General features: G+C 55.8%; 23 protein-coding genes and 1 tRNA gene. 16 read left to right on the forward strand and 8 right to left on the reverse strand.

What is annotated here, in order from left to right:
* Positions 1-85: 85 nt before the first annotated feature.
* Positions 86-1,024 (reverse strand): LysR family transcriptional regulator, encoded by a 939-nt coding sequence (locus AC5Q5A_RS01075; protein ID WP_008888717.1) that lies wholly within the window; start codon positions 1,022-1,024, stop codon positions 86-88.
* 247 nt (positions 1,025-1,271) lie between these two features.
* Here AC5Q5A_RS01075 and AC5Q5A_RS01080 point away from each other — a divergent pair, with 247 nt between their 5' ends.
* Positions 1,272-2,234, forward strand: coding sequence for a DMT family transporter (locus AC5Q5A_RS01080; protein ID WP_493894037.1), 963 nt, complete (start codon positions 1,272-1,274; stop codon positions 2,232-2,234).
* Between the two features lie 23 nt (positions 2,235-2,257).
* Here the strand turns inward: AC5Q5A_RS01080 and AC5Q5A_RS01085 are convergent, their stop codons facing one another.
* Both AC5Q5A_RS01085 and AC5Q5A_RS01090 read right to left on the reverse strand, forming a co-directional pair.
* The gene (locus tag AC5Q5A_RS01085) at positions 2,258-2,605 is read right to left on the reverse strand and encodes an antibiotic biosynthesis monooxygenase family protein (protein WP_493894038.1); all 348 of its coding nucleotides are present in this window, start codon (positions 2,603-2,605) and stop codon (positions 2,258-2,260) included.
* On the reverse strand, positions 2,602-2,931 hold the full coding sequence (locus AC5Q5A_RS01090; RefSeq protein ID WP_493894039.1) for an NIPSNAP family protein: 330 nt from the start codon (positions 2,929-2,931) through the stop codon (positions 2,602-2,604). Before AC5Q5A_RS01090 ends, AC5Q5A_RS01085 begins: the two co-directional genes overlap by 4 nt.
* Before the next feature lie 90 nt (positions 2,932-3,021).
* On the opposite strand from AC5Q5A_RS01090, the gene AC5Q5A_RS01095 reads away from it, so the two are divergent.
* Positions 3,022-3,702: an ArsR/SmtB family transcription factor gene (locus tag AC5Q5A_RS01095; RefSeq protein WP_493894040.1), complete on the forward strand. Its 681-nt coding sequence runs from the start codon at positions 3,022-3,024 to the stop codon at positions 3,700-3,702.
* A gap of 9 nt (positions 3,703-3,711) precedes the next feature.
* On the opposite strand, the gene AC5Q5A_RS01100 is transcribed toward AC5Q5A_RS01095, so the two are convergent.
* The 3 genes from AC5Q5A_RS01100 to hrcA all read right to left on the reverse strand — a co-directional run bounded on the left by AC5Q5A_RS01100 (position 3,712) and on the right by hrcA (position 6,342).
* Positions 3,712-4,458, reverse strand: coding sequence for an NAD-dependent deacylase (locus tag AC5Q5A_RS01100; protein WP_493894041.1), 747 nt, complete (start codon positions 4,456-4,458; stop codon positions 3,712-3,714).
* Between the two features lie 132 nt (positions 4,459-4,590).
* A complete protein-coding gene (gene grpE / locus AC5Q5A_RS01105; RefSeq protein WP_008888711.1) occupies positions 4,591-5,232 on the reverse strand; it encodes a nucleotide exchange factor GrpE in 642 nt (213 codons plus the stop codon).
* A 51-nt stretch (positions 5,233-5,283) separates the two neighbouring features.
* Entirely contained in the window at positions 5,284-6,342 is a 1,059-nt protein-coding gene (hrcA, locus tag AC5Q5A_RS01110; protein ID WP_008888710.1) for a heat-inducible transcriptional repressor HrcA, read from the reverse strand.
* Between the two features lie 304 nt (positions 6,343-6,646).
* Between hrcA and rph the strand changes: the two genes are divergently transcribed.
* From rph to ptsN, 14 genes are all read left to right on the forward strand, one after another.
* Entirely contained in the window at positions 6,647-7,363 is a 717-nt protein-coding gene (rph, locus tag AC5Q5A_RS01115; RefSeq protein WP_493894042.1) for a ribonuclease PH, read from the forward strand.
* A gap of 78 nt (positions 7,364-7,441) precedes the next feature.
* The gene (rdgB, locus tag AC5Q5A_RS01120; RefSeq protein WP_063086365.1) at positions 7,442-8,041 is read left to right on the forward strand and encodes an RdgB/HAM1 family non-canonical purine NTP pyrophosphatase; all 600 of its coding nucleotides are present in this window, start codon (positions 7,442-7,444) and stop codon (positions 8,039-8,041) included.
* Positions 8,042-8,150: 109 nt separating this feature from the next.
* Complete coding sequence (gene hemW, locus AC5Q5A_RS01125; protein WP_493894043.1) at positions 8,151-9,344, forward strand: radical SAM family heme chaperone HemW; 1,194 nt, start codon at positions 8,151-8,153, stop codon at positions 9,342-9,344.
* Between the two features lie 170 nt (positions 9,345-9,514).
* Positions 9,515-9,601: transfer RNA gene (locus AC5Q5A_RS01130), tRNA-Leu, on the forward strand.
* A gap of 124 nt (positions 9,602-9,725) precedes the next feature.
* Positions 9,726-10,658: a glycosyltransferase family 2 protein gene (locus AC5Q5A_RS01135; protein WP_493894044.1), complete on the forward strand. Its 933-nt coding sequence runs from the start codon at positions 9,726-9,728 to the stop codon at positions 10,656-10,658.
* Positions 10,659-10,660: 2 nt separating this feature from the next.
* Positions 10,661-11,905 (forward strand): O-antigen ligase family protein, encoded by a 1,245-nt coding sequence (locus AC5Q5A_RS01140; RefSeq protein ID WP_493894045.1) that lies wholly within the window; start codon positions 10,661-10,663, stop codon positions 11,903-11,905.
* A 102-nt stretch (positions 11,906-12,007) separates the two neighbouring features.
* Positions 12,008-12,622: a ribonuclease D gene (locus AC5Q5A_RS01145; protein ID WP_493894046.1), complete on the forward strand. Its 615-nt coding sequence runs from the start codon at positions 12,008-12,010 to the stop codon at positions 12,620-12,622.
* A gap of 160 nt (positions 12,623-12,782) precedes the next feature.
* The gene (locus AC5Q5A_RS01150; protein ID WP_493894047.1) at positions 12,783-13,802 is read left to right on the forward strand and encodes a KpsF/GutQ family sugar-phosphate isomerase; all 1,020 of its coding nucleotides are present in this window, start codon (positions 12,783-12,785) and stop codon (positions 13,800-13,802) included.
* 3 nt (positions 13,803-13,805) lie between these two features.
* Positions 13,806-14,561: an LPS export ABC transporter periplasmic protein LptC gene (gene lptC, locus AC5Q5A_RS01155; RefSeq protein WP_417835500.1), complete on the forward strand. Its 756-nt coding sequence runs from the start codon at positions 13,806-13,808 to the stop codon at positions 14,559-14,561.
* A 10-nt stretch (positions 14,562-14,571) separates the two neighbouring features.
* A complete protein-coding gene (locus AC5Q5A_RS01160) occupies positions 14,572-15,465 on the forward strand; it encodes an LptA/OstA family protein (RefSeq protein WP_493894048.1) in 894 nt (297 codons plus the stop codon).
* Between the two features lie 14 nt (positions 15,466-15,479).
* Positions 15,480-16,313, forward strand: a complete 834-nt coding sequence (lptB, locus tag AC5Q5A_RS01165) for an LPS export ABC transporter ATP-binding protein (RefSeq protein ID WP_008888697.1) — start codon at positions 15,480-15,482, stop codon at positions 16,311-16,313.
* Positions 16,314-16,377: 64 nt separating this feature from the next.
* Positions 16,378-17,958: an RNA polymerase factor sigma-54 gene (gene rpoN, locus AC5Q5A_RS01170; protein ID WP_493894049.1), complete on the forward strand. Its 1,581-nt coding sequence runs from the start codon at positions 16,378-16,380 to the stop codon at positions 17,956-17,958.
* Positions 17,959-18,108: 150 nt separating this feature from the next.
* Positions 18,109-18,705 (forward strand): ribosome hibernation-promoting factor, HPF/YfiA family, encoded by a 597-nt coding sequence (hpf, locus tag AC5Q5A_RS01175; protein ID WP_493894050.1) that lies wholly within the window; start codon positions 18,109-18,111, stop codon positions 18,703-18,705.
* 38 nt (positions 18,706-18,743) lie between these two features.
* A complete protein-coding gene (ptsN, locus tag AC5Q5A_RS01180) occupies positions 18,744-19,208 on the forward strand; it encodes a PTS IIA-like nitrogen regulatory protein PtsN (RefSeq protein WP_008888694.1) in 465 nt (154 codons plus the stop codon).
* Between the two features lie 130 nt (positions 19,209-19,338).
* Here the strand turns inward: ptsN and AC5Q5A_RS01185 are convergent, their stop codons facing one another.
* Together AC5Q5A_RS01185 and typA are read right to left on the reverse strand one after the other, a co-directional pair.
* A complete protein-coding gene (locus AC5Q5A_RS01185; RefSeq protein ID WP_493894051.1) occupies positions 19,339-20,904 on the reverse strand; it encodes an AmpG family muropeptide MFS transporter in 1,566 nt (521 codons plus the stop codon).
* A gap of 153 nt (positions 20,905-21,057) precedes the next feature.
* Positions 21,058-22,869: a translational GTPase TypA gene (typA, locus tag AC5Q5A_RS01190; RefSeq protein ID WP_063086392.1), complete on the reverse strand. Its 1,812-nt coding sequence runs from the start codon at positions 22,867-22,869 to the stop codon at positions 21,058-21,060.
* Between the last annotated feature and the right edge of the window lie 287 nt (positions 22,870-23,156).

A 23,156-nucleotide genomic window follows, 5' to 3' on the forward strand; every position in this document is an offset into this window, starting at 1 on the left:
CCCACATAACCCCATTTTTTGGCTTACGGCTTTTTTTGTGCCCAAACCCTAACCTTTCGCGCGTCCAAGGACAACGACAATGGTGTTACATCACCTTTTTGCGCGCAAGTGATGCGGTTTTCGGGTTGATCAGTTCGCGGATCCAGTTGGCGGCTTCGATCACAATCGGGTCTTTTTCGCGGGCCGGGCGGATCAGCAGGCGATACCACCAGTGCGAAATGAAATCCGGGAAATTAAGCGGCACCAGTTCACCGCGCTCAACGTAATTGCGGGCAACAACATCGGTGCTGGCAACGATGCCCTGCCCGGCACGTGCGGCCTCAAGTGCCCAGATATGGTGGCTGAAGGTCCAGCAATCAGCCAGCGAGAAGCTGGCATCCTTGAACCATTGTTCGATCTGGGAGAACTGTTCGCTGTCGCTGTCGATTAACAGGATATCGCGCGGGCCGAGTGTCGCGACGTCAACGTTGCTGGCATCATAGCCGCGCTTGGCGAGCCATTCCGGGGCGGCAAATGCAGTATAGACTTCAGGGGTCAGAAGCTCGGTAATCCAGTCTTCGGGGCCGGGCAGGTCCTTTGGCGCGATCTGAAGGGCGAGATCAATTTCAAGCGGATCAAGACCGTCATCAAATTCAATCTTGCGAAATTGTACGGGAATGTCGGCGGGCAGCCGGTCGCGCAGGTTATCAAGCTCATACAACAGCACGGTGAGTGCCGGGGTCGCCAGCGCACCGATGCGGATCGCCTTGCCCTTGTCCGGGCCGACTTCACCAGTGATGTCGGCAATGCCATCAAGCGCCTCGGTCAGGCGCGGCAAAAGAAGCTCTGCCGACTTGGTCAGGGTCAATCCACGGCCCTTGCGGGTAAACAGCACTACGCCAAGGTTTTCTTCAAGCTGGCGGAGCTGATGACTGATCGCACTTTGCGTGACATGCAATTCTTCTGCGGCCCCCTTCACGCTTTGATGGCGTGCAGTGGCTTCAAAGGCGACAAGGGCGCGCAACGGTGGGAGCTTTCTGCGCATCGTGGGTTTCCATCCGGAGAGCATTACTGTCTTTTATTCTGTCTATCAGGCCTGATCGAAAAGTGGGCCAAAAAAATCTCAACAATGGCTGAAAAAGCTTCATTCGTATTTTTCCAAACAAGCAGGCAATATCATTGTCATACAGGGTTTCCGGCCGTAATGACTTATGCCTCCTTGCGCCACCACGTAAGCAGCCTCCCCCCAACTGCCGGAAACCCCAATATTCCTTTCGAAACCGGGATTGACCATGACCGCAACGCGACTGAGCGGAAATTTCCGCGGTGTCCTGTGGATGACGGCTGCCATGGCATCAGGCGTTTTTGTCGATGTTTGTGCCAAGCTTGTCTCGCACGATGTGCCGACCTCGCAGATCCTTGCGATGCGCGCCCTGACCACCGTTGCGGTGTTCCTGGTCATCATCATGTTTATCGGCACGCGCCAGATCCGTACGCGCCGCCCGGTGGCGCATATTGCGCGTGGTGTTTTGTGGTACGGGTCGCTGTTCTTTGTGTTCTTTGCGCTGCGCCAGATGAGCATCGCCGAGGTCAACGCCTATCTGTTTATCGAAGCCTTGCTGACCGTGATGTTGGCGGTGGTGATTTTGGGCGAGAAACTGACCCCGCGCAAAATCATCGCAACCCTTCTGGGCCTTGTTGGCGTGTGGGTGATGTGTTTCCCGCGGATGGATGGCTTTGGCGTGCCTCTGGGTGTGGCCGCGGCCCTGATCGGGGCGTTCTGTTTTTCGGCCCAGACTCTGTTTGCCAAGGTGCTGACCCGGACCGAAACCAATTTTTCCATGCTGTTCTGGCCTCAGATCATCGCGGTTGCGATCTGGGTGCCGGTTGCGATGATTACCTGGTATCCGGCGTCATTGGCCGATTGGCTTTATGCGTCAGGTGCCGGTTTCTTTGCCATGCTGACCAACTATATGGTGTTGCGCGCCGTGCGGGTTGCGGATGCCAGTGTGGTGTCGCCTGCGGCATACACCGCCCTGCCATTTTCGGTCGCGATGGACCTGATCTTTTTCGACATGCTGCCGGTGCCGGTGATTTTCATCGGGGCAGGCATTGTCGTGCTGGCCGTGATGCTGCTTGATTACAAGGGCGGTGCCAAAGCGGTCAAGGATGCCGTGGAAGAAGAATTTGCCGAATTTGCCGAGAGTAGCGAAATCGGGGATGAAGAAGCATCCCCGAAACCGGCAAAGGCCTGAGCCCCGATAATCGACGTTACAGATCAGCGATCATGTTGCGCGCGGGAATCATCCGGGGCCTGATCACGGTCATGAAGGCCGTAATCACGGATCACACCGGCCACCCGCAAACGGTAATCTTCAAAGATCTTGTGTCGCCCCTTGATCTGGGCGGTACGGTGCTCGCCCAGATTGCGCCAGGCGGCAATTGCGTCCTCATCGCGCCAGAAGGACAGCGATAGAACCTTGCCGGGATTGGTCAGGCTTTGAAACCGCTCAATTGAAATAAAGCCATCCATGGTTTCAAGCACGGGTTTGAGGTCACCGGCAATCGCAAGGTAACCGTCATAGTGCCCTTCGCGTGGTGTGACCTCGAAAATCACTGCAATCATGGTTTGATCAGCTCTGTATGTGGCGTCGATGCGAGTTTCAGAAACTGGCGTTCTTCGCGCAGGATGAATTTTTCGCGCTGGGAAAATTCGTAGTTCTCGCGGCCCAGCGGATCGTCCTTCAGACGCGCGCGATAGGCTTCATAGGATGCCAGATCGGGCAAGTGATAGATACCATAGGCGGTCGAGACCGATCCTTCATGCGGGGCGAAATAGCCGACAAGGTCTGCCCCGCAGCGCGGGATGGCCTGCCCCCAGTTGCGGGCATATTCCATGAAGGCGTCTTTTTTATACGGGTCGATTTCATAGCGGATGAAGCAGGTGATCATGACAGCGTCCTTTCAGGAGAAACATCTTGTTGGGTGACGCGACCCATTATCCCGATTGCCGTGCATTAATGCTTCGATTAGCATCGAACTATGAAAGAAGGACCCGATATCGCCCGCGTGGCCGCATTGCTTGGCGATCCGGCGCGCGCAAATATGCTGACAGCCCTCATGAGTGGTCGGGCATTGACCGCGGCCGAGCTGGCACAAGAAGCCGGTGTGACGCCACAAACGGCAAGCTCGCATCTGGCAAAGCTTGAAGCCGGTCAGATCGTTTTGCCGCGCAAACAGGGGCGGCATCGTTATTTCACGCTCAGCGGCCCTGATATTGTCGAGGCACTGGAAGTCCTGATGGGGATTGCCAATCGGGTCGGGCATAACCGGGTTCGGACCGGGCCCAAGGACCCGGAACTGCGCAAGGCACGCGTTTGTTATGACCACCTGGCGGGTGACATGGGGGTGGCGCTGTTTGACGGCCTTGCCAAACGCAAACTGATTGAAAGCGACATCAATGGTGTTGCCCTGACCCCGGCCGGGATCGATTTTGCCAATGGTTTTGGTATTGATCTGGAAGGTCTGCGGGCCAAGCGCCGACCGCTCTGTCGGGAGTGCCTTGATTGGAGTGCCCGGCAATCGCATTTGGCCGGATCATTCGGGGCAGCCTTGCTCGACCGGTTCTATGATTTGGGTTGGGCCCGACGGATGCCGGAGTCGCGCATTGTGCGCTTTAGCGATGCGGGCGAAAAATCATTCCGTGATTTGATCAATCCTTAAGGCCAGATATCAATCACCGAGCAGGGCAGAAACAAAGGCCGGAACCAGTTCGGTGGCGAGGCCATAGCGGCTATGATCAAACAGTGTCGCACCCGAACTGGGTTCGAGATTGAGCTCGACCGTTTCAGCGCCGGCTTCTTCATGGGCGACCTGAACGAACCCGGCCGCCGGATAGACATTGCCCGATGTCCCGATCGAGATGAAAAGCCCGCAATCGCCAAGGGCAGCGTAAATGCGTTCCATCTCGAGCGGCATTTCGCCAAACCACACCACATGCGGGCGCAATCCACCGGCTTTGCCGCAACTTGGGCAGGGGGTTTCCTTGGCAAGGTCGCCCGGCCAATCGGTGAGCAGATCACAGTGATTACAGCGGATTTTCAGAAGTTCACCATGCATGTGGATGAGGTTTTTGGACCCGGCCCGGCCATGCAGATCATCAATGTTCTGGGTTACCAGAAGCACATCAGCGGGCCATTCGGCCTCTAGCTGTGCCAGGGCCAAATGGGCGGCATTGGGTTGAACCGCCGGGTCATGCAAGCCAGCGCGCCTGTCATTATAAAAATGATGCACCAGATCGGGATTACTCACGAAGGCCTCGGGCGTTGCGACCTCGGAAATATCGTATCTCGCCCAGATGCCATCAGGATCGCGAAAGGTATGCAGGCCGCTTTCCTTGGAAATGCCAGCCCCGGTCAGGATGACAATCGGGGCGTTTTCATCGCGCAGGATGTCAATCAAGTCGGGGCGAAGCGGCATGGTGTGCGGTCCTGTGCTGGTGATCAGTAAAGGTAGCCTAATGCAAACAAAACACCCCCGCCAAGTTTGTCTGGCAGGGGTGAATGCGAAACCGATCCGCTAAAACCGGTTTATCTGAAATTTTTCTGTCGATCAGGCAGAGGTATCGACATTGCCGCCCGGGGTGTCGGTCTGGCTTGGTTTTTCACCGCCCGGATTTTTGGTTACACCGACCATGGCGGGGCGCAGCAAACGGCCCTTAAGCACGTAACCGGCCTGCATGACCTGTGCGACGTGGCCGTCCGGATATTCCGGATGCGGCAGTTCAAACACGGCCTGATGTTTGTTCGGGTCAAGCTTTTCACCAAGCGGTTCGAGCTTTTCGATGCCGTTCTTTTCAAGCGCCTTTTGCAGGGCCTGTTCGGTCATCTCGACCCCGTCAAACAGGGTTTTCATCGCCGGATCGGCATTGGACGTATCGCCCGCAGCATCAAGCGCGCGGCGCAGGTTGTCGCTGACATCCAAAAGGTCGCGGGCAAATTTGGTGATGGCGTAGTTGCCAGCATCCTCAACGTCTTTTTTCGCGCGGCGGCGGGTGTTTTCCACCTCGGCGGCCTGGCGCAGCAGACGGTCTTTCAGTTCCGCGACTTCGGCTTCAAGTGCGGCGATCGGGTCCTGGGGGGCGGCGTCCTCAACAACTTCCTCGGTCGCCTCTGCTGCGACCTCTTCCGAAGCGGTTTCCTCTGCATTGACGTCCTGCAGATCTTCCGGAGTGTTCTTTGCGGTTTCCGACATGGCTAACCTTGCTACTTTCACGTTATGCGGCCTGACACGCAGCGCCGCGATTTATCCAATCAGTCGACCGACCAGCTTGGCGGTGTAATCGACCAGCGGAATGATCCGGGCATAATTGATCCGGGTCGGTCCGACAACCCCGATTGCACCCACAATGCTGCCTTCAGCATTCTGATAGGGCGAAATCACCATCGAAAGACCCGATCCGCCGAACAGTTTATTCTCCGACCCGATGAAAATCTGAACGCCTTGGGCATCCGTCGTCACATCGAGCAATTCAATCATCTGATCGCGGGCTTCGAGCACGTTAAACAGGCGGCGCACGGTCTCAAGCTGTTCAATCGTATCGATATTTTCCAGCAGCTGGGATTGCCCCTTCACAATCAGGGACGATCCCTTGACCCCGCCGGCCCATGTTGCCAGGCCCGCATCAATCAGATTGGCGGAAAGCTCATCAAGCTCCTGCTTGAGACGATCACGCTCCTTTGTCATCAAAAGGCGCGCATCATCAAGCGTCTTTCCAGCCAACCGGGTATTTAGATAGTTTGCCGCTTCTGTCAATGCTGAGGCGGGCAAATCAGGCGGAACATCAAGGATTCGGTTCTCGACACTGCCATTATGGGCTACCAGCACGGCCAGAACCTTGCCCGGCGACAGGGCCACGAATTCGATCTGTTTTAAGCGAATGCCATCGGTCTTGGGCGCAACTACCAGCCCGGCACAGCGCGACAGGCCCGACAACATCGTGGTTGCTTCGCCCAGCATCTGATCCAGTGAATAGCCCGCCTGTTCGCAGTTCTTGGTCAGTTGGTCACGCTCGGCATTGGGAAGGTCACCAACCTCCATCAGGGCATTCACAAACAGGCGCAGGCCCTTTTCACTGGGCAGGCGCCCGGCCGAAATGTGCGGCGCGACCAGAAGACCCATTTCTTCAAGGTCGGACATGACATTGCGAATGGTCGCCGCCGAAAGGTTTTCCGACATGCGACGCGCAATCGACCGCGACCCGATCGGCTCGCCGGTTTCGACATAGGCATCGACAATCTGGCGGAACACTTCACGTGACCGCGCATTCATGTCGCCCAGCAATGTATCGTCAAAATGCGCCATGTGTTGCGTGCCAATTGATCCAGATGGATGAAGCGTAAACGTGAGGAGAATTTAGTCAGGCAAACGCATTGCGTCAATTGCACGGCCTATTGCTAAGCCAAGCTTGTAAATTTGGTCGAAGTTGTTGGTTTAACTGCTTTGCGCCAGGATTGCACCAGAACAGATAAAAACATCCGGGGAAACTGCTGGACGTTTGGTGGGGCACATCTTACTTTGGGCCAAATTTTTCAGGACAGTTTCGCTTCGTGCGCGGGCAATCAAGTCGCCACGAACGCTAGCCCAGACAACCAAGAGGTTCCTTCTCATGCGCCCTTCCGGCCGTACCCCCGATCAGCTTCGCGATGTAACGATTGAAACCGGCGTTTCCAAGTATGCCGAAGGCTCATGCCTGATCAAGTTCGGCGACACGCATGTGATCTGTACCGCCACGGTCGAAGACAAGGTACCGGGCTGGATGCGCAATTCCGGCAAGGGCTGGATCACCGCTGAATACGGCATGCTGCCGCGCGCAACCGATAGCCGCATGCAGCGCGAAGCCGCGCGCGGTGGTCAGTCCGGCCGCACCCAGGAAATTCAGCGTCTGATTGGCCGTTCGATCCGCGCGGTTGCCGATATGAAGGCGATGGGCGAAATGCAGATGCGCCTTGATTGCGATGTCATTCAGGCCGATGGCGGTACGCGCACCGCATCGATCACCGGTGCTTATGTTGCAGCCCATCTGGCGTTTCAGGGTGTGCGTCGTCTCGGCCTGATCAAGGAAATCCCGCTGACCCAGCCGGTCGCAGCGATTTCGTGCGGTATCTATGAAGGTGAAGCGGTGCTTGATCTTGATTACGCCGAGGACAGCAATGCTGGGGCTGACGCCAATTTCGTGCTGGCCGACAATGGCGGCATTGTCGAAGTACAGGCAACCGCCGAAGACGTGCCGTTTGATCGTGCATCCTATGATAAGATGTTCGCGTTGGCGGAAAAGGGCTGCAAGGAATTGTTCGCCAAGCAGCGCGAAGCGCTTGGGCTTTAAGGCACCATAATATGAACGGCGGGCATCGGGCCTGCCGTTTTGTCGCATCAGTTGGATATCGCAGTTTCAGGCAAGACCATGGCCCGTCGTTTCACGGAAAAAAAACTCGTCATCGCCAGCCACAACAAAGGCAAGATCAAGGAAATCGCCGAACTTCTTGAACCGTTTGGCATCGAGGTCTTCTCGGCCGGTGAGCTTGACCTGCCCGAACCCGAAGAAACCGAAAAGACCTTTATTGGTAATGCGCAGCTGAAATCAACGGCGGCGGCCAATGGGGCCAATCTTCCGGCCCTTGCCGATGACAGTGGTTTGGCGGTTTCGGCCCTTGATGGAGCACCGGGGATTTATTCCGCCCGTTGGGCCGGCCCGGACAAGGATTTCGACATGGCGATGGAAAAGGTCAAGAACGGTATTGGTGATCATCCGGACCGCCGGGCATCGTTCATCTGTGCCCTGTCGCTGGCCTGGCCGGACGGGCATGTCGAGAATTTCGAAGGCCGGGTTGAGGGCGAAATTGTCTGGCCCAAACGTGGTCCGCATGGCTTTGGCTATGACCCGATTTTCCAGCCCAAGGGTTACGGGGAAACTTTTGGCGAAATGGACCCGGCGAAAAAGCATGAAATGAGCCACCGGGCCGATGCCTTCCGCCAATTGGTCAAGGCCTGCTTCGAAGACTAATTTCAGGTTTAACCACCTGCATTGAACTTATGCACGCATCGCGGATGTCATCATCGGCGGTGCGTGTTAGTTTATCGGCCAACATTCCCGCGTTTGAAAAGAGTCCCGCGTGTCCGCAGCCTCAAGTGAAACCGTGCCGTTTGGCATTTATATCCACTGGCCGTTCTGCCTGTCGAAATGTCCGTATTGCGATTTCAACAGCCATGTCGCGAACAGTGTTGATCACGCGCGCTGGCGCACCGCACTTCGGGCTGAGCTTGCCTATGGTGCGGCCCGCCATCCGGGGCGGACAGTGGGATCGGTGTTCTTTGGCGGGGGCACGCCATCCCTGATGGACCCGGAAACCGCCGGGGCCTTGATCGAGGACATCAAATCTTTCTGGCCTGTAACGGATGATCTGGAAATCACGCTCGAAGCAAATCCCGGTACGGTCGAGATTGACCGGTTTTCGGCCTTTGCCGCGAACGGGATCAACCGGGTTTCGATCGGTATTCAGGCGCTCAATGACCGTGACCTGAGGTTCCTTGGTCGCCTGCACAGTGCCGAGGAAGCCATTCGGGCCCTGGATGTTGCGACATCGGTGTTTGATCGTTTTTCGTTTGATCTGATCTATGCACGCCCGGAACACGATCCCAAGGCCTGGCGGACGGAATTGCGCGAAGGGCTTGGCATCGCCAATGGGCATATCTCGCTCTACCAGCTGACCATCGAGCCGGGTACACAGTTCTATACCCTGCATCAGCGCGGCGATCTTGTCGTACCGGACGAAGACCTTGCGACGGAACTTTACGAGATCACCCAGGAAGAGACCGAACGTGCCGGCTATCGATGTTACGAGGTGTCCAACCACGCCAAGCCGGGGCAGGAAAGCCGCCATAACCTGGTTTACTGGCGCTATGGCGATTATCTGGGCATCGGACCGGGCGCACATGGCCGCGAGGCAGTGGTTGGTGCCGATGGCAACACGACACCGATGGCAGTACGGCGTCACCGTGCGCCTGATATCTGGCTGGACCGGGTGGAAAAGCATGGCCACGGCACGCAGGAAGAAACAGCGCTCGAGGCTGATGAACGTCTGCTTGAGATGGTTATGATGGGCCTCAGGCTTAACGAAACCATCCCGACGGAACGCTTTAACCGCATTATCGGCAAGGGACCGGGTGATGTTCTGGCGTCGGATCGGCTGGAAACCCTGATCGAGTCCGGTGATCTGATCTGTGATTCTTCGGGACTGCGCGCCACCGATCAGGGCAGAAACCGTTTGAACGGTGTTCTGGCCTATTTATTCGACCACGCGGTGTAAGGCCGAAACCCACTAAATGCCAAGAAAAACCGGGCGATTGGCGGGGACCTGCAATCGGGCGCAGGAAGTTTCACCAAACCATCAAAAAGTTGGTTGACACTTAAGCCTGACCGCGTATATTCCGCCCCGTTCCGGCGGACACCGCCCGAACAAATACCACAAGCCCCTATGCCCAGGTGGCGGAATTGGTAGACGCGCTGGCTTCAGGTGCCAGTGGCCATTAGGCCGTGGAAGTTCGAGTCTTCTCCTGGGCACCATACCCCAGCACATTTCAGATGTGCTGGGGTATTGTCGTTTTGGGCCGGGTTTGCGTTTTAGTCTTTTCGAGACAAGCTTGACTGGTTACAAGCAGAAATCGACTTAAAAATGAGCTGCGAAATCATGCAACCCGAAGTCAGTTTTGTTCTGCCGGTCTATAACAAAGAAAATGCTCTTCGTTATTTCTTTGCGTCTTTATTGGGTCAGACTGGCGAAATACCTTTTGAGGTTGTTTTCGTAGATGACGTGTCGACAGATAATTCTCTGGCGATCCTTGAAGAATTTTCAGCGAAGCACGATTTTGTCCGGGTAATTCGCAATACAGTCAATGCGGGTCCATCAATTCGGCTCAACCAGGGAGCCGAGGCCGCAAATGGCAAATATCTGGCGCTCTTTGACTGTGATGAAATTCTTGCGCCAAATGCGCTTGAGATGCTGCTTTCACTTGCAAAACAGCATAATGCAGACATGGTGCATGGCCATTGTCGCAAGACGAACGAACCAATCGATAAAGTGGTGGCCCCTCGGATTTCAGAAGATTTCAAGCTTAGCGTCCACCGGGATCCGCTCGAGAGGGTCCTTGGTCGCGGTATGGTGCGGATGACTTGGCTTGTTGAACGGGATGTTTTTATCGCCTCAGGTGGGTGCGATGAGGCGGTCTTTGTTCAGGATGAATCGTTGCCATTGCGACTTTCAGCACATGCAAAGTGCCTTCTTGATACGGACATGGTTCTTACGATAGTGCCGGACGTCGGAAGTCACATTTCGCAAAATACCTTGCAGCTTAATCATGATCGATTTTTGGTCTATCTGAACTTTCTGGAGGCCCACCTAGAGTTGCCGCACGAAACGCGCGTGAAGCTTTATCGCAAGTGTGTTTCGGCGATAAAAAAGGCGCGCCGCGATGGGGCACCTATTCCGATGATACCTTTGTTTGTTCGCTACGTTGCTGGGAAACTCGGATTTGTTGATCCCGACCCCGCAGCACTGCAATCCTACCGGAATATTTTTCAAAACTTATCAAACATCCGCCAAATTAAAGAAGTGAATTGCTGAAGATGACCTCGCTTGATCGAAAGTTGCACCTCGCGGCCAGTTTTTTGCTGCTTTGCCTGCCGGCATTATTGATGTTTTCCCGTGCAGTTGCCGATATTTCGGTTGTCCTGATTGGGGTGATTTTTTTGGTGCGATCTTGGTCGGTCAAGGATTGGTCTTGGGCGCGCGAAAAAGATATTCTGGTTCTTCTGGTTATCTTTGTCTTGATGAATGTCTTTGTCTCTCCTTTTGCTGAGTATGTCGGCAAAAGTTTCGGGCGTTCGTTAAGTTGGATCAGGTTTATTATCTTCTATGCGGCAATAACCCGCTGGATCTTGACGGATGAGCGTACGATCCGTCGATTTATTGTTGTTGTGCTATGTACGATGGCAGTGGCGGCACTTGATGCACTGTACCAGTTTTTCGTCGGTGTTTCGCTGCTCTCCGGGCAAGCTATGGATGCTATGGGGAACCGTCTAACCGGGCCTCTCGACCGGCCAAATATCGGTATGTACCTGGCTAAATTGGGTCTTGCGACCAGTGCGTTGGGTTTCGTTCTTTACGCTCGTAGGCAATCCAGCAAGCTTTTCCTTGCAGCGTGTTGTTTGTCACCGCTTTTGCTAACGGTTGTATTTTTGAGTGGTGAGCGAGCAGCGAGTGTGCTGACATTGTTGGCTCTTTTGCTGGTAACTCTCAGTCTACTTCTTTCTGGAAAGCTTGCGCGTAGGATAGCGATTGGCTTGTTCTTGTCTGGAGGGGCGGCATTGACATTTCTGCTCTTAACGAGCGAGCGCATATGGGGGCGGGTTGAGGAACTGGCCAACGTGCTTTCGGACTATACCGACTCAATTTATGGTCAGCTTGCATTACTGGGATTGCGCTTCTTTGGTGAGAACCCGATAACCGGGACCGGAATGGGGAACTTTCCCTTGGTCTGCGAAGATTATGTGCAGCAAGGATTGGACAGCGCGCTGTGTCACCCGCACCCACACAACTTTTACATTGAATGGTTGTCGGACACCGGTTTGATTGGCACCATTCCATTTACCATTTTTATGGTGATTTTGTACTGGAACGGCGCGAAAGCCCTATTCGGCCCGCGTGATACCAGGCTGCTTGGCGGGCTTTATTTGGGGGTCATGGTGATGTCGCTATTTCCCCTTTCAGTGACGCAAAGCCTGTTTTCAAACTGGCCAGCGATGCTGGCGTGGTTGTCGATCGCAAGTGCTGTCGCAGCACTCAGGTTCGCAACACAAAAGTCAAACTGAGCAGAGCGTTCTTCTTTCGAGCTAAACAGGGGCGACTTTTGCGGTGCGATGCGCGGTTTGCTGTGTTAAGAACAGGCAAATTTTGACATTTGGAGAACCGCGATGACCAATTTCCTCCATCTCGGAGATCTGCCCGATGACCTTGACCTTGGAAAGGTTGTGGCCATTGACAGTGAGACCATGGGCCTTAACCCGCACCGCGACCGTTTGTGTGTCGTGCAGCTTTCAAGCGGGGATGGCAATGCCCATCTGGTCAAGTTTGATGGGGAAGATTACAGCGCGCCGAACCTGAAAAAGCTTCTGGCTGACCCGTCGGTGTTGAAGCTGTTTCATTTCGGGCGTTTTGACATCGCGGTGATGGACAAATATCTCGGTGTGCGTTGCGCGCCGGTTTATTGCACCAAGATTGCCTCCAAGCTGGTGCGCACCTACACCGACCGTCATGGTCTGAAGGATGTGCTGCGCGAGACCGTCGGGGTCGAGATTTCCAAGCAGCAGCAGAGCTCCGACTGGGGTGCTGCCGAGCTTTCCAAGGAACAGATCGATTATGCGGCCTCGGACGTGCTGTATTTGCACAAGGCCAAGGAAGAGCTTGATCGTCGTCTGGCGCGCGAAGGGCGTACCGAGATCGCGCAGGCCTGTTTTGACTTCCTGCCGACCCGCGCGACGCTTGATCTGGCGGGCTGGGAAGAAACCGATATTTTTGCCCATTCATAAGGTCGGCATAAGGCCGGTTAACCGTCTGTGAAGATTGGCGGTGTATGGGGGTGCAATAGAATTGACCCCCACGCCAACCGGGTTCATAGTTTTGGCCCAATGATCTTGCAAGATGGGTCAAATAGCCTATCTCCGGGCGGGAAACGCTAACAAGAAACAGATGACAGTGACCCCAGTCTCAAAAGACGTCTCAAACGAGTCCCCCAAAGTGCCAGCACCGGCGAGTGACGCCGATCTTGCCATCGCGCGCCGTGTTCTTGATATCGAGGCCAATGCGCTGCGCGAGCTTGCAGACTCGCTTAATGGTGAGTTCTGCAACGTTATCAACCTGATCGAGGGCCTGAAAGGCCGCCTGGTTGTTACCGGCATGGGCAAAAGCGGCCATATTGCCAAGAAAATCGCCGCGACCTTTGCCTCGACCGGCACCCCGTCCTTTTTCGTCCATCCCGCCGAGGCCAGCCACGGCGATCTTGGCATGATTGGCAAGGATGATGCGGTTCTGGCCCTGTCCAATTCCGGTGAAACCCCGGAACTGTCCGACATTATTGCCTTTACCCGGCGCTTTAACGTGCCGTTGATCGGCATGACCCGCAAACCGGAAAGCTCGCTTGCCAAGCAGTCCGACTGCCCGCTGGTCCTGCCGGCAAGCCCGGAAGCCTGCCCGAACAAGCAGGCGCCGACGACATCAACCACCGCTATGTTGGCCCTTGCCGATGCACTGGCGGTGACATTGATGGAGCGGCGCGGCTTTACATCCGAAGATTTCCGCACCTTCCACCCCGGTGGCAAACTGGGTCAGCGGTTGCTGCATGTTCATGATGTCATGCACGGGGTTGATACACTGCCGCTGATTTCGCCCGATGCCCTGATGGCCGAGGCGCTTGTCACCATGACCAGTCATTCGTTTGGCTGTGTCGGTGTGGTTGATGATGCCGGTGTCCTGGCCGGGATCGTGACCGATGGCGATTTGCGCCGTCACATGGCCGATAATCTGGTGGCGATGAAGGTCGGTGATGTCATGACCACTGGGCCGAAAGTGACCAGTGCCGATGCCCTGGCGGTTGAGGCACTTGCCATCATGAATGACCGTTCGATCACATCCCTGTTTGTCTTGGATGATGGTGGTGTGCCGGTGGGCCTTGTGCATATCCATGATCTGTTGCGCGTCGGGGTGGCATAACGCATGAGCACAGAGGGCACGCCACAGGTCGAAGACCGCGAAAAAAGCCAGAAGGAGGCAGCGCATGACGAACGTCAGGCGCGCCATGAGCGTGGCTTTTCGCGTGATCGCATGCCCTCGGCCCGGCGCAATGTGCGGATCAATCCGTTCCGCCGTGTCATCGTCAATATGCTGAAATTCGTGCTACCGCTGATCGCAATGACGATCATGGCACTGGTCGTTTTGTGGCCGCAGATCGAACAGGTTCAGGATAGTGGTTTTCGGCTTGGCTTTTCGACCTCGCCCGAGGATCTGATGGAAAATGTCGCGATGAGCAATCCGCGCTTCTTTGGCGTGGATGGCAATCGCCAGCCCTTTACGGTGACCGCCAGCGAAGCGGTTGAAACCGACGCAACCGAAACCCGGCCCGATCATGTCTATCTGTCCGGTCCGCAGGCCGATATCACGCTGAATGACGGATCGTGGATCGCGATGACCGCCAATGAGGGCTTCTATACCGAAACCGACGGGATGCTTGATCTGGTGGGTACGGTCAATATGTACCACGATAACGGTTTTGAAATTCACACCGAGGAAGCTGAAATCGCCATGAATTCCGGCAGTGCCAGCGGTGATGTGCCGGTTGACGGACAGGGGCCGTTTGGCACCATTGCATCGGATTCCGGGTTTGAGCTTGAAGACAAGGGGGCGGTGATCCGCTTTTTGGGGAAATCCCGGCTGGTGATTTTCGACAGTGCATTGAATTCGACGGAGCAATGAGAGGGAAGTCATGATTGCGATGCCGCATCTCGCCCGCAAGACTGGAACGCTGCTGACACCCCTTATGCTGGGGGGCCTTATGCTGGGTGCGGCCGCGCTTGGCCTGTCGGCCATGGCCAAGGATGCTGCGGCCAATCCGTTGGGTTTGGCCCAGAATGGCAGTGGCGGGCTTGAAGTCGAGTCTGATAACGGCATCGAATGGCGCCGCAATGAACAGATCCTGATTGCCCGTGGCAATGCGGTGGCCAAACGGGGTTCATCGCGCGTCGATGCCGACGAGTTGCAGGCGCTCTATCGTGATCGCGACGGCAATAGCGAGATTTACCGCATCATCGCAGTTGGCAATGTCAAATTGTCGTCCGATACCGATGTCGCGGTCGGTGATCGTGCAGTCTATGACATTGACGAGGCCGTGGTTGTTCTGACCGGTGATAACCTTAAATACAGCACACCCAATGAAACCCTGACCGCGCGCGACAGCCTTGAATACTGGGAGACAGAGCGCGTTGCGGTTGCGCGCGGGGATGCGGTTGCGGTATCCGAGGATCGCACGCTGCGCGGGGATGTTCTGACCGCGCGCTTTGAGGCCGGTCCGGATGGCGCAAATGAATTGCGCCGCATTGACGGGCAGGGCAATGTGAATATTCGCACATCAACAGAGTTTGTTGTTGGCAATCAGGGTGTTTATGATGCGAAAACAGGTATCGCCACCCTTATCGGATCGGTTAAGATCACCCGCGGGGAAAACCAGTTGAACGGGGATCGTGCCGTGGTCGATCTGAATACCGGGATCAGTCGTCTGACGGCTGACGGTAATGGCGATGGCAAAACCCGCGTTCGGGGCCTTCTGGTTCCGCAAAAAGACGAAAACAACAGCCCGGCCGATGCCGGGACCGGTAACTGAGAAAGGTCGGTCATTTGTTCTGGTCGCGCAAAAGCGTAAAATCCGACAACGCAAAGGCGACAGCTGTATCTGGCAGCGCACAGCCAACTGACGGCGGGGCAAGCGGCCCGCGCCTGATCACCACCAACAAGGGTCTTGTGGCGCATAATCTGGGCAAGAGCTTTAAAAAGCGCCCGGTGCTGAAAGATGTCTCGGTTTCGGTGCAGCGCGGCGAAGCGGTCGGTCTTCTGGGGCCGAACGGGGCTGGCAAGACCACCAGTTTTTATATCATTACCGGCCTGATTGCCGCAGACCGTGGCACGATCTCCCTTGATGGGCGCGATATCACCATGATGCCGATGTATCAGCGTGCGCGCATGGGAATCGGCTATTTGCCTCAGGAAGCCTCGATCTTCCGCGGCATGACGGTTGAACAGAACATCATGGCCGTGCTTGAAGTGGTCGAGGATGACCGCATCAAGCGCGAACAGTCTCTTGAAGACCTTCTGGCAGAATTTGCCATCGAACATTTGCGCCGCACACCGGCCCTTGCCCTTTCGGGCGGGGAACGCCGTCGTTGCGAGATCGCGCGTGCCCTGGCAGCCCATCCGAACTTTGTTCTGCTTGATGAACCACTTGCCGGGATTGACCCGATTGCAGTGGGGGATATTCGCGATCTTGTACGTCATCTGAAAGATCGTGGCATTGGGGTCTTGATTACTGACCACAATGTGCGCGAGACTCTAGACATTATCGACCGGGCATATATCTTGCATGATGGTCGGGTTCTGATGGAAGGTGGTCCTGAGGAAATCGTCAGAAACGACGATGTACGAAGGGTTTATCTGGGCGATCGTTTCAGCCTTTGATAACACCCACCAGACCGTCAACCAAGTCTAGGGGGAGTTCGGATTGACACGGGGTAGTGCATAAATGGCCCTGAAGGCGCGTCTGGATCTACGCCAGTCCCAGTCACTTGTCATGACTCCCCAGCTGCAGCAGGCAATCAAACTGCTGCAATTCAATAATATTGAGCTTTCCAATTTCATCGACAGTGAACTGATGGAAAACCCGCTGTTGGAGCGGGCCGATCCCGGCCAGACTTATGCCGAGGCCGGTGATGGTGCGGTTGGCAATGGCGATGAAGGCCTTGATAGCCGATCAAACGACAATTTCACTGACCGCGATGACCGGTTCGGCACGGATCGCCTGACGTCAAGCGAAACCATGGGCAGTGATGACGGCCCACTTGATGTTTCAAGTGACGCGCTTTATGGCGGCGAAGGTGAAATCACTCGTAACGGCGAACCGGTTTCAGGCAGTCATGATTATTCCGCGCCCTATAGTGGTGGGGCCGGTGGCGGTGCTGGCGGTTCGGCCGCGGGTGGGGATGACCTTCCGGGGCTTGAGCAGACGCTGGCCGATGAAGCAACATTGCGCCAGACCCTTGATGATCAGCTCAATATCGCCTTTGCCGATGCCACGTCGCGTATGATCGGCAGTTACCTGATCGATATGCTTGATGAAAATGGCTATATCAGCGGCGATCTTGATGAAGTTTCCGAATCCCTTGAATGCGATATCGCGGATGTCGAACGCGTTCTGAAGGTCATGCAGGGCTTTGACCCGGTTGGCATTTTTGCCCGCGATCTGGCTGAATGTCTGGAATTGCAACTGCGCGAACTCAACCGGTTTGATCCGGCGATGGCAGCCCTTCTGGCCAATCTTGATTTGCTGGCCAAGCGGGACTCTGATCGCCTGCGTCGGGTATGCGGCGTCGATTCGGATGATCTTCATGACATGATCGCCGAGATCAAAACCCTTGATCCGCGCCCGGGCAAGACCGCCGATGGCGAAATCGCAACCCCGGTGATCCCGGACGTTTTGATGCGTGCGGCGGGCAATGGCAACTGGCATCTGGAACTGAATTCCGAAGCCCTGCCGCGGGTTCTGGTCAATGAAGACTATGTCGCCCAAATCGGCTCGGGCCTGCGCGATCGCGAAGAGCGCGGCTTCATGAGTGAGAAGCTGCAAAGTGCCAACTGGCTGGTCAAGGCGCTGCATCAGCGCGCGACCACGATCATGAAGGTGGCCAGCGAAATCGTGCGTCAGCAGGACGGGTTCTTTACCCACGGGGTTGCGCATCTGCGGCCACTGATCCTGCGCGACATCGCCGAAGCAATCGGCATGCATGAAAGTACGGTTTCACGTGTGACCAACGGCAAATTCATGTCGACGCCGCGCGGCATGTTCGAGCTGAAATATTTCTTCACCACGGCAATTTCATCTTCAGATGGTGGGGACGCCTATTCGTCCGAAGCAGTGCGTCATCGGATCAAGTCCTTGATCGACAACGAAGAACCCAAGAAGATTTTGTCGGATGACAAACTGGTTGAGCTTCTGGGCAAGGAAGGGATCGACATCGCGCGTCGAACAGTGGCAAAATACCGCGAAGCGATGCGCATCCCATCGTCAGTGCAGCGTCGGCGCGAGAAAAAATCACGTGCTTCCTAGCACGAATTTATCGAAAAAACGCACCTTAAGGTGCTGTAATTCAAGGGAACATACCCATATCTTGACTTGGTAATGACGAGGGAATATGGTGCGCCCACCTACGAGAGGGGCACCAAACTGGTATGTCACTCAACCGGGGATAGGCGATCCATGCAAATTACGGTTATCGGTAAGCAACTTGACGTTGGCGATGCTTTTCGCCAGCACGTCGTCGAGACCTTGGGCCCTGCAGTAGAGAAGTATTTCGATCACGCGATTGAAGCCACGGTGACCGTCACCAAACAGGCACATCTCTATCACGCGCAGATTTCGGTCCATGTCGGCAAGGGCATGATGGTTCAGGCCAAGGCATCAGCGAACGAGGTTTATCCCGCGTTTGATGCCGCCTGTGACAGAGTGGCCAAACAGTTGCGGCGTTATAAACGGCGCCTGCGTGATCATCACGCAACCCGTGACCACTATGAGGAGGCTCGCCTGGAGGCGATCCACTATGTGATTGCACAGGAAGATGAAGATCAAACGGACGATAATCACACAAATGGCTTCGAGCCAGTGATTGTTGCCGAGACACCCGATCGCATCGATACGCTTTCCGTTGGGGAAGCTGTCATGCGGCTCGACTTGGGGGACATTCCGGCACTGATGTTCCGGAATGGCAAACATGGCGGACTGAACGTTGTCTACCGTCGCTCGGACGGAAATATCGGCTGGTTGGACCCAAACGATAATGAAGCGAGTGGCGCGTGACAGACACAGATTCCGAGCCAAACAACGCAACGCGAAAAATGGACATATCATCTATTCTTACTCCGTCCGGAGTTATTCCGGCACTGCGTGCCGGTGCGAAGAAGGCTGTGCTTGAGGAACTTGCCGAAAAGGCCGCCGAAGTTACCGGCCGTCCTGCAAGCGAGATTTTCTCTGTCCTGCTTGACCGTGAAAAGCTTGGCAGTACCGGTGTCGGTGGCGGTGTCGCGATTCCGCATGGCAAGCTCAATGATCTGGACCGCCTGTATATGGTCTTTGCCCGTGCAGGCAATCCGATCGAGTTTGACGCGGTTGATGAACACCCGGTCGACCTTTTCTGCATGCTGATTGCGCCCGAAGAAGCCGGTGCCGATCACCTGAAAGCACTGGCACGGATTTCCCGTCTGCTGCGCAATCAGGGCATGTGCGACAAGCTCCGCGGTGCCGGATCTGCAGATGCGATTTACGCATTGCTGACCCAGGACGAGGCCGAACAGGCCGCCTGAAAAGGTCAGTGAGTGGCGGGTAACCCCCGTAACAGACACAAGATTTAAAAAACCGGACGCCTGATTGGGCGTCCGGTTTTGTTTTGGGATAGTGGACCCGTCGGTGGGCCGGATTCGGTTTCTGATCTGATCAGGCTTCTGCGGTCTTGGGCTCTTCGGGGTCCTTTACGTCGGTCAGGCGCGCGGCCAGAACAACAAGATAAAGCACCGGAATGCCGATCACAGCTGTGCCGATAAAGAACCAGCAATATCCGACCGCATCAACCACCGTGCCCGAGAAGCCGGCAAGGATTTTAGGGAACAGGGTCATGATCGAACTGAAGATCGCGTACTGCATGGCCGTGAACGAGATATTGGTCAGGCCCGACAGATAGGCGATGAAGGCTGCCGTTGCGAGACCACCCGACAGGTTATCGGCCATGATGACAACGACAAACATCGTGGTGTCCGGGCCAAGCTGTGCCATGAAGGCAAACAGGATATTGGTGATCGCCGATAACAACGCGCCAAGAAACAGGATCCGCACCACGCCATAGCGGACAGACAGAACACCGCCCAGGAAACTGCCGCCAATGGTCATGAACAGGCCGAATGTCTTGGAAACGGCGGCGATTTCTTCCTTGGAATAACCAAGGTCGGTGTAAAACACGTTGGCCATCACGCCCATGACGATATCGGCGATGCGATACACCCCGATCAGGGCCAGGATGACGATGGCGGCCTTGCCATATCGGTCAATGAAGTCCTTGACCGGCGAGATGTAGGTTTCCTGAACCATGCCGGTCGGTGTCAGGCCAACCCGGGTGGTGAGCCAGGCAACAAGGATGGCAAATCCGACCGAAATGGCCAGTTTGACAGTACCGGCAATGAAGCCTGACAGCTCGCTGATCATGCCGCCGTCAGTCAGGGCGGTTTTCAGCGGATTGGTGATTTCCCCGGCATAGACATTGGCAAGAATGAAGGCGATGACGGTAAGCGCGAACATCGCCAGAAACCGGACATAGTCAGATGTTTCGTGGAAATATTTGCTGTCGAGCTTTACGACCTTGGGCTCGCTGACAAGAAGGGTGGTGATCACGCCCACACACATCGCAAGTGCCATGCAGGCATAGGCCACCGTCCAGGCATGGTGTTGATAGGTACCTTCGGCTTCAAACAATCCGGCAATGGTCAGGGCCCCGGCACCAGCGACGATCATGCCAATGCGATAGCCGCCGATATAGGCCGAACTCATCATCGCCTGAAGGTCGGCATCGGCGGCCTCGATGCGATAGGCATCAATAACAATGTCCTGGGTGGCCGAGGCAAAACCAAGGGCAACTGCGGCAAAGGCCATCATGGTCAGGTTTTCTGCAGGGTCAGTCAGTCCCATCCACAGGATGGCGGCGATGATGCCGCCCTGGGCAATGATCAGCCAGCTACGCCGACGGCCCAGAATGCCGTGCAAAACCGGCAAGGGCAGCCGATCAATCAGCGGCGCCCAGACAAACTTGAAGGAATAGCCAAGTGCCGCCCAGCTGAAATAGGTGACGGTGGAACGATCCACACCCGCTTCGCGCAGCCAGATCGACAGGGTGGAGAAAATCAGAAGGATGGGAATGCCGGCCGACAATCCCAGAAACAGCATCGTGATCACGCGCGGATGAATAAAGGCCCCAAAGGCCTCGCCCCAGCTTCGTTTTTCTGCGCTGCGCATCGATTTCCCCCAACTTGAAGCATGCTGTCATGAAGCTAGGGCAAACAGGTTAAGGAAAGCCGAAACATCGGGCTGTGTGGCGAAAACGCGAACAGCAAAAAGGCCGATCCATATGGACCGGCCTTTTTGAATTCGGCTTGGCAAGAGAAAGGCTTAGCCTTCTTTCTTGCGGCTTTCGCGCTTACGCACGTTCGGATCAAGGTGCAGCTTACGGATACGAACGCTTTTCGGGGTCACTTCGACCAGTTCGTCGTCCTGAATGTAAGACAGCGCTTCTTCAAGCGACATACGGCGCGGCGGGGTCAGCGTAACAGCTTCGTCCTTGCCCGATGCACGAACGTTGGTCAGCTTCTTGCCCTTGAGCACGTTGACTTCAAGGTCGTTGTCACGGTTGTGTTCACCGATGATCATGCCCTGATAGACGCGTTCGCCATGTTCGATGAACATGATGCCACGATCTTCAAGGTTAAACAGGGCATAGGCTACTGCTTCGCCCTGATCGTTGGAGATCAGCGCACCGTTACGACGGCCAGCGATAGAGCCCTTGACCGGGCCATAGGAATGGAACACGCGGTTCATAACGCCGGTACCGCGGGTATCGGTCAGGAATTCACCGTGATACCCGATCAGGCCACGCGACGGCGCAATAAAGATGATACGGGTCTTGCCACCACCAGAAGAACGCATGTCGGTCATTTCAGCCTTGCGCAGGCTCATTTTCTCGACCACGACGCCGGAATATTCCTCGTCAACGTCAACCTGGACTTCTTCGAACGGTTCGGACAGAACGCCGTCGATTTCCTTGAACAGAACGCGCGGACGCGAGATCGAAAGTTCGAACCCTTCGCGACGCATGGTTTCCACCAGAACGCCCAGCTGAAGTTCACCACGACCGGCAACTTCAAACGCGTCCTTGTCTTCGGTTTCACCGATCTTGATCGCGATGTTGCCTTCGGCTTCGCGTTCCAGACGGGCACGGATCATGCGCGAGGTAACCTTGTCGCCCTCCTGACCGGCCAGCGGCGAGTTGTTGACCGAGAAGGTCATCGCCAGGGTCGGCGGATCGATCGGCTGGCTCTCGATTGCGGTGGTAACTTCGGTGGAGCAGATGGTGTCCGCCACGGTTGCTTCGGTCAGACCGGCAATCGCGATGATGTCACCGGCAACGGCTTCTTCCTGCGGGACACGTTCCAGACCGCGGAAGCCCATCAGTTTCGACAGACGGCCGGTTTCAACCGTGCCATCGCCACGAATAACCTTCACCGGCATGTTGAGTTTCGCACGGCCCTGATAAACACGACCGGTCAGAATACGACCTAGGAAGTTATCGGCATGCAGCATGGTTGCCAGCATGGCAAACGGTGCTTTTTCATCAACGTCCGGTGCCGGAACGTGGCTCAGAACCAGTTCCATCAGCGGGGTCAGGTTTTCTTTCGGGCCTTCCGGGTTTTCAGCTGCCCAGCCGTCACGGCCGGATGCGTAAAGAACCGGGAAGTCGAGCTGTTCTTCGGATGCTTCGAGCGATACGAACAGATCGAAAATCTCGTCGAGGACTTCCTCGGCGCGCTGGTCCGGACGGTCGATCTTGTTGATGATCACAATCGGCTTCAGACCGAGTTTAAGCGCCTTGCCCAGAACGAATTTGGTCTGCGGCATCGGGCCTTCGGCCGAGTCAACCAGCAGGACAACACCTTCAACCATGGACAGGATACGTTCGACTTCACCACCGAAATCGGCGTGGCCCGGGGTATCGACGATGTTTACACGGGTTTCGCCCCACTGAACGGCCGTCGGTTTCGCGACGATGGTGATGCCACGTTCACGTTCCAGGTCGTTGCTGTCCATGGCGCGTTCGTCAACACGCTGGTTGTCACGATAGACACCGGACTGGCGGAACATGGAATCGACCAGCGTGGTTTTGCCGTGGTCAACGTGGGCGATGATGGCGATATTGCGCAAGCTCATGGGCGCGGACTCCAGAAATAAAAATGCCGCGCGCCGGGTCATGCCCATGCGCATCGGTCAGTAAGTAAGTGTTTCAAGGCCAGTAGATATTCAGCAACAAGCGCGATGGTTGCCGCCGCCGGTATCACCGGTGGGAAACCCACATCAACGTATGTGCTGAATGTTTACTGGCCCGGATCGTAATCGTGCAGATATACCCGAAGGCCGCCCTGTCATAGCCAATGTTAAGGCGAAAGGCCAGCGTTGTAAGCGCCATGTCGGGTTGATTATTCTGCAATGCGGGCTGT

The organism is Thalassospira sp. CA1, from assembly GCF_059052855.1.

Excerpts from the sequence above, each read along its gene's own strand:
- AC5Q5A_RS01075 (WP_008888717.1), bottom strand. The coding sequence starts at position 1,024 with ATGCGCAGAAAGCTCCCACCGTTGCGCGCCCTTGTCGCCTTTGAAGCC.
- AC5Q5A_RS01080 (WP_493894037.1), top strand. The coding sequence starts at position 1,272 with ATGACCGCAACGCGACTGAGCGGAAATTTCCGCGGTGTCCTGTGGATG.
- AC5Q5A_RS01085 (WP_493894038.1), bottom strand. The coding sequence starts at position 2,605 with ATGATTGCAGTGATTTTCGAGGTCACACCACGCGAAGGGCACTATGAC.
- AC5Q5A_RS01090 (WP_493894039.1), bottom strand. The coding sequence starts at position 2,931 with ATGATCACCTGCTTCATCCGCTATGAAATCGACCCGTATAAAAAAGAC.
- AC5Q5A_RS01095 (WP_493894040.1), top strand. The coding sequence starts at position 3,022 with ATGAAAGAAGGACCCGATATCGCCCGCGTGGCCGCATTGCTTGGCGAT.
- AC5Q5A_RS01100 (WP_493894041.1), bottom strand. The coding sequence starts at position 4,458 with ATGCCGCTTCGCCCCGACTTGATTGACATCCTGCGCGATGAAAACGCC.
- grpE (WP_008888711.1), bottom strand. The coding sequence starts at position 5,232 with ATGTCGGAAACCGCAAAGAACACTCCGGAAGATCTGCAGGACGTCAAT.
- hrcA (WP_008888710.1), bottom strand. The coding sequence starts at position 6,342 with ATGGCGCATTTTGACGATACATTGCTGGGCGACATGAATGCGCGGTCA.
- rph (WP_493894042.1), top strand. The coding sequence starts at position 6,647 with ATGCGCCCTTCCGGCCGTACCCCCGATCAGCTTCGCGATGTAACGATT.
- rdgB (WP_063086365.1), top strand. The coding sequence starts at position 7,442 with ATGGCCCGTCGTTTCACGGAAAAAAAACTCGTCATCGCCAGCCACAAC.
- AC5Q5A_RS01135 (WP_493894044.1), top strand. The coding sequence starts at position 9,726 with ATGCAACCCGAAGTCAGTTTTGTTCTGCCGGTCTATAACAAAGAAAAT.
- AC5Q5A_RS01140 (WP_493894045.1), top strand. The coding sequence starts at position 10,661 with ATGACCTCGCTTGATCGAAAGTTGCACCTCGCGGCCAGTTTTTTGCTG.
- AC5Q5A_RS01145 (WP_493894046.1), top strand. The coding sequence starts at position 12,008 with ATGACCAATTTCCTCCATCTCGGAGATCTGCCCGATGACCTTGACCTT.
- AC5Q5A_RS01150 (WP_493894047.1), top strand. The coding sequence starts at position 12,783 with ATGACAGTGACCCCAGTCTCAAAAGACGTCTCAAACGAGTCCCCCAAA.
- lptC (WP_417835500.1), top strand. The coding sequence starts at position 13,806 with ATGAGCACAGAGGGCACGCCACAGGTCGAAGACCGCGAAAAAAGCCAG.
- AC5Q5A_RS01160 (WP_493894048.1), top strand. The coding sequence starts at position 14,572 with ATGATTGCGATGCCGCATCTCGCCCGCAAGACTGGAACGCTGCTGACA.
- rpoN (WP_493894049.1), top strand. The coding sequence starts at position 16,378 with ATGGCCCTGAAGGCGCGTCTGGATCTACGCCAGTCCCAGTCACTTGTC.
- hpf (WP_493894050.1), top strand. The coding sequence starts at position 18,109 with ATGCAAATTACGGTTATCGGTAAGCAACTTGACGTTGGCGATGCTTTT.
- ptsN (WP_008888694.1), top strand. The coding sequence starts at position 18,744 with ATGGACATATCATCTATTCTTACTCCGTCCGGAGTTATTCCGGCACTG.
- AC5Q5A_RS01185 (WP_493894051.1), bottom strand. The coding sequence starts at position 20,904 with ATGCGCAGCGCAGAAAAACGAAGCTGGGGCGAGGCCTTTGGGGCCTTT.
- typA (WP_063086392.1), bottom strand. The coding sequence starts at position 22,869 with ATGAGCTTGCGCAATATCGCCATCATCGCCCACGTTGACCACGGCAAA.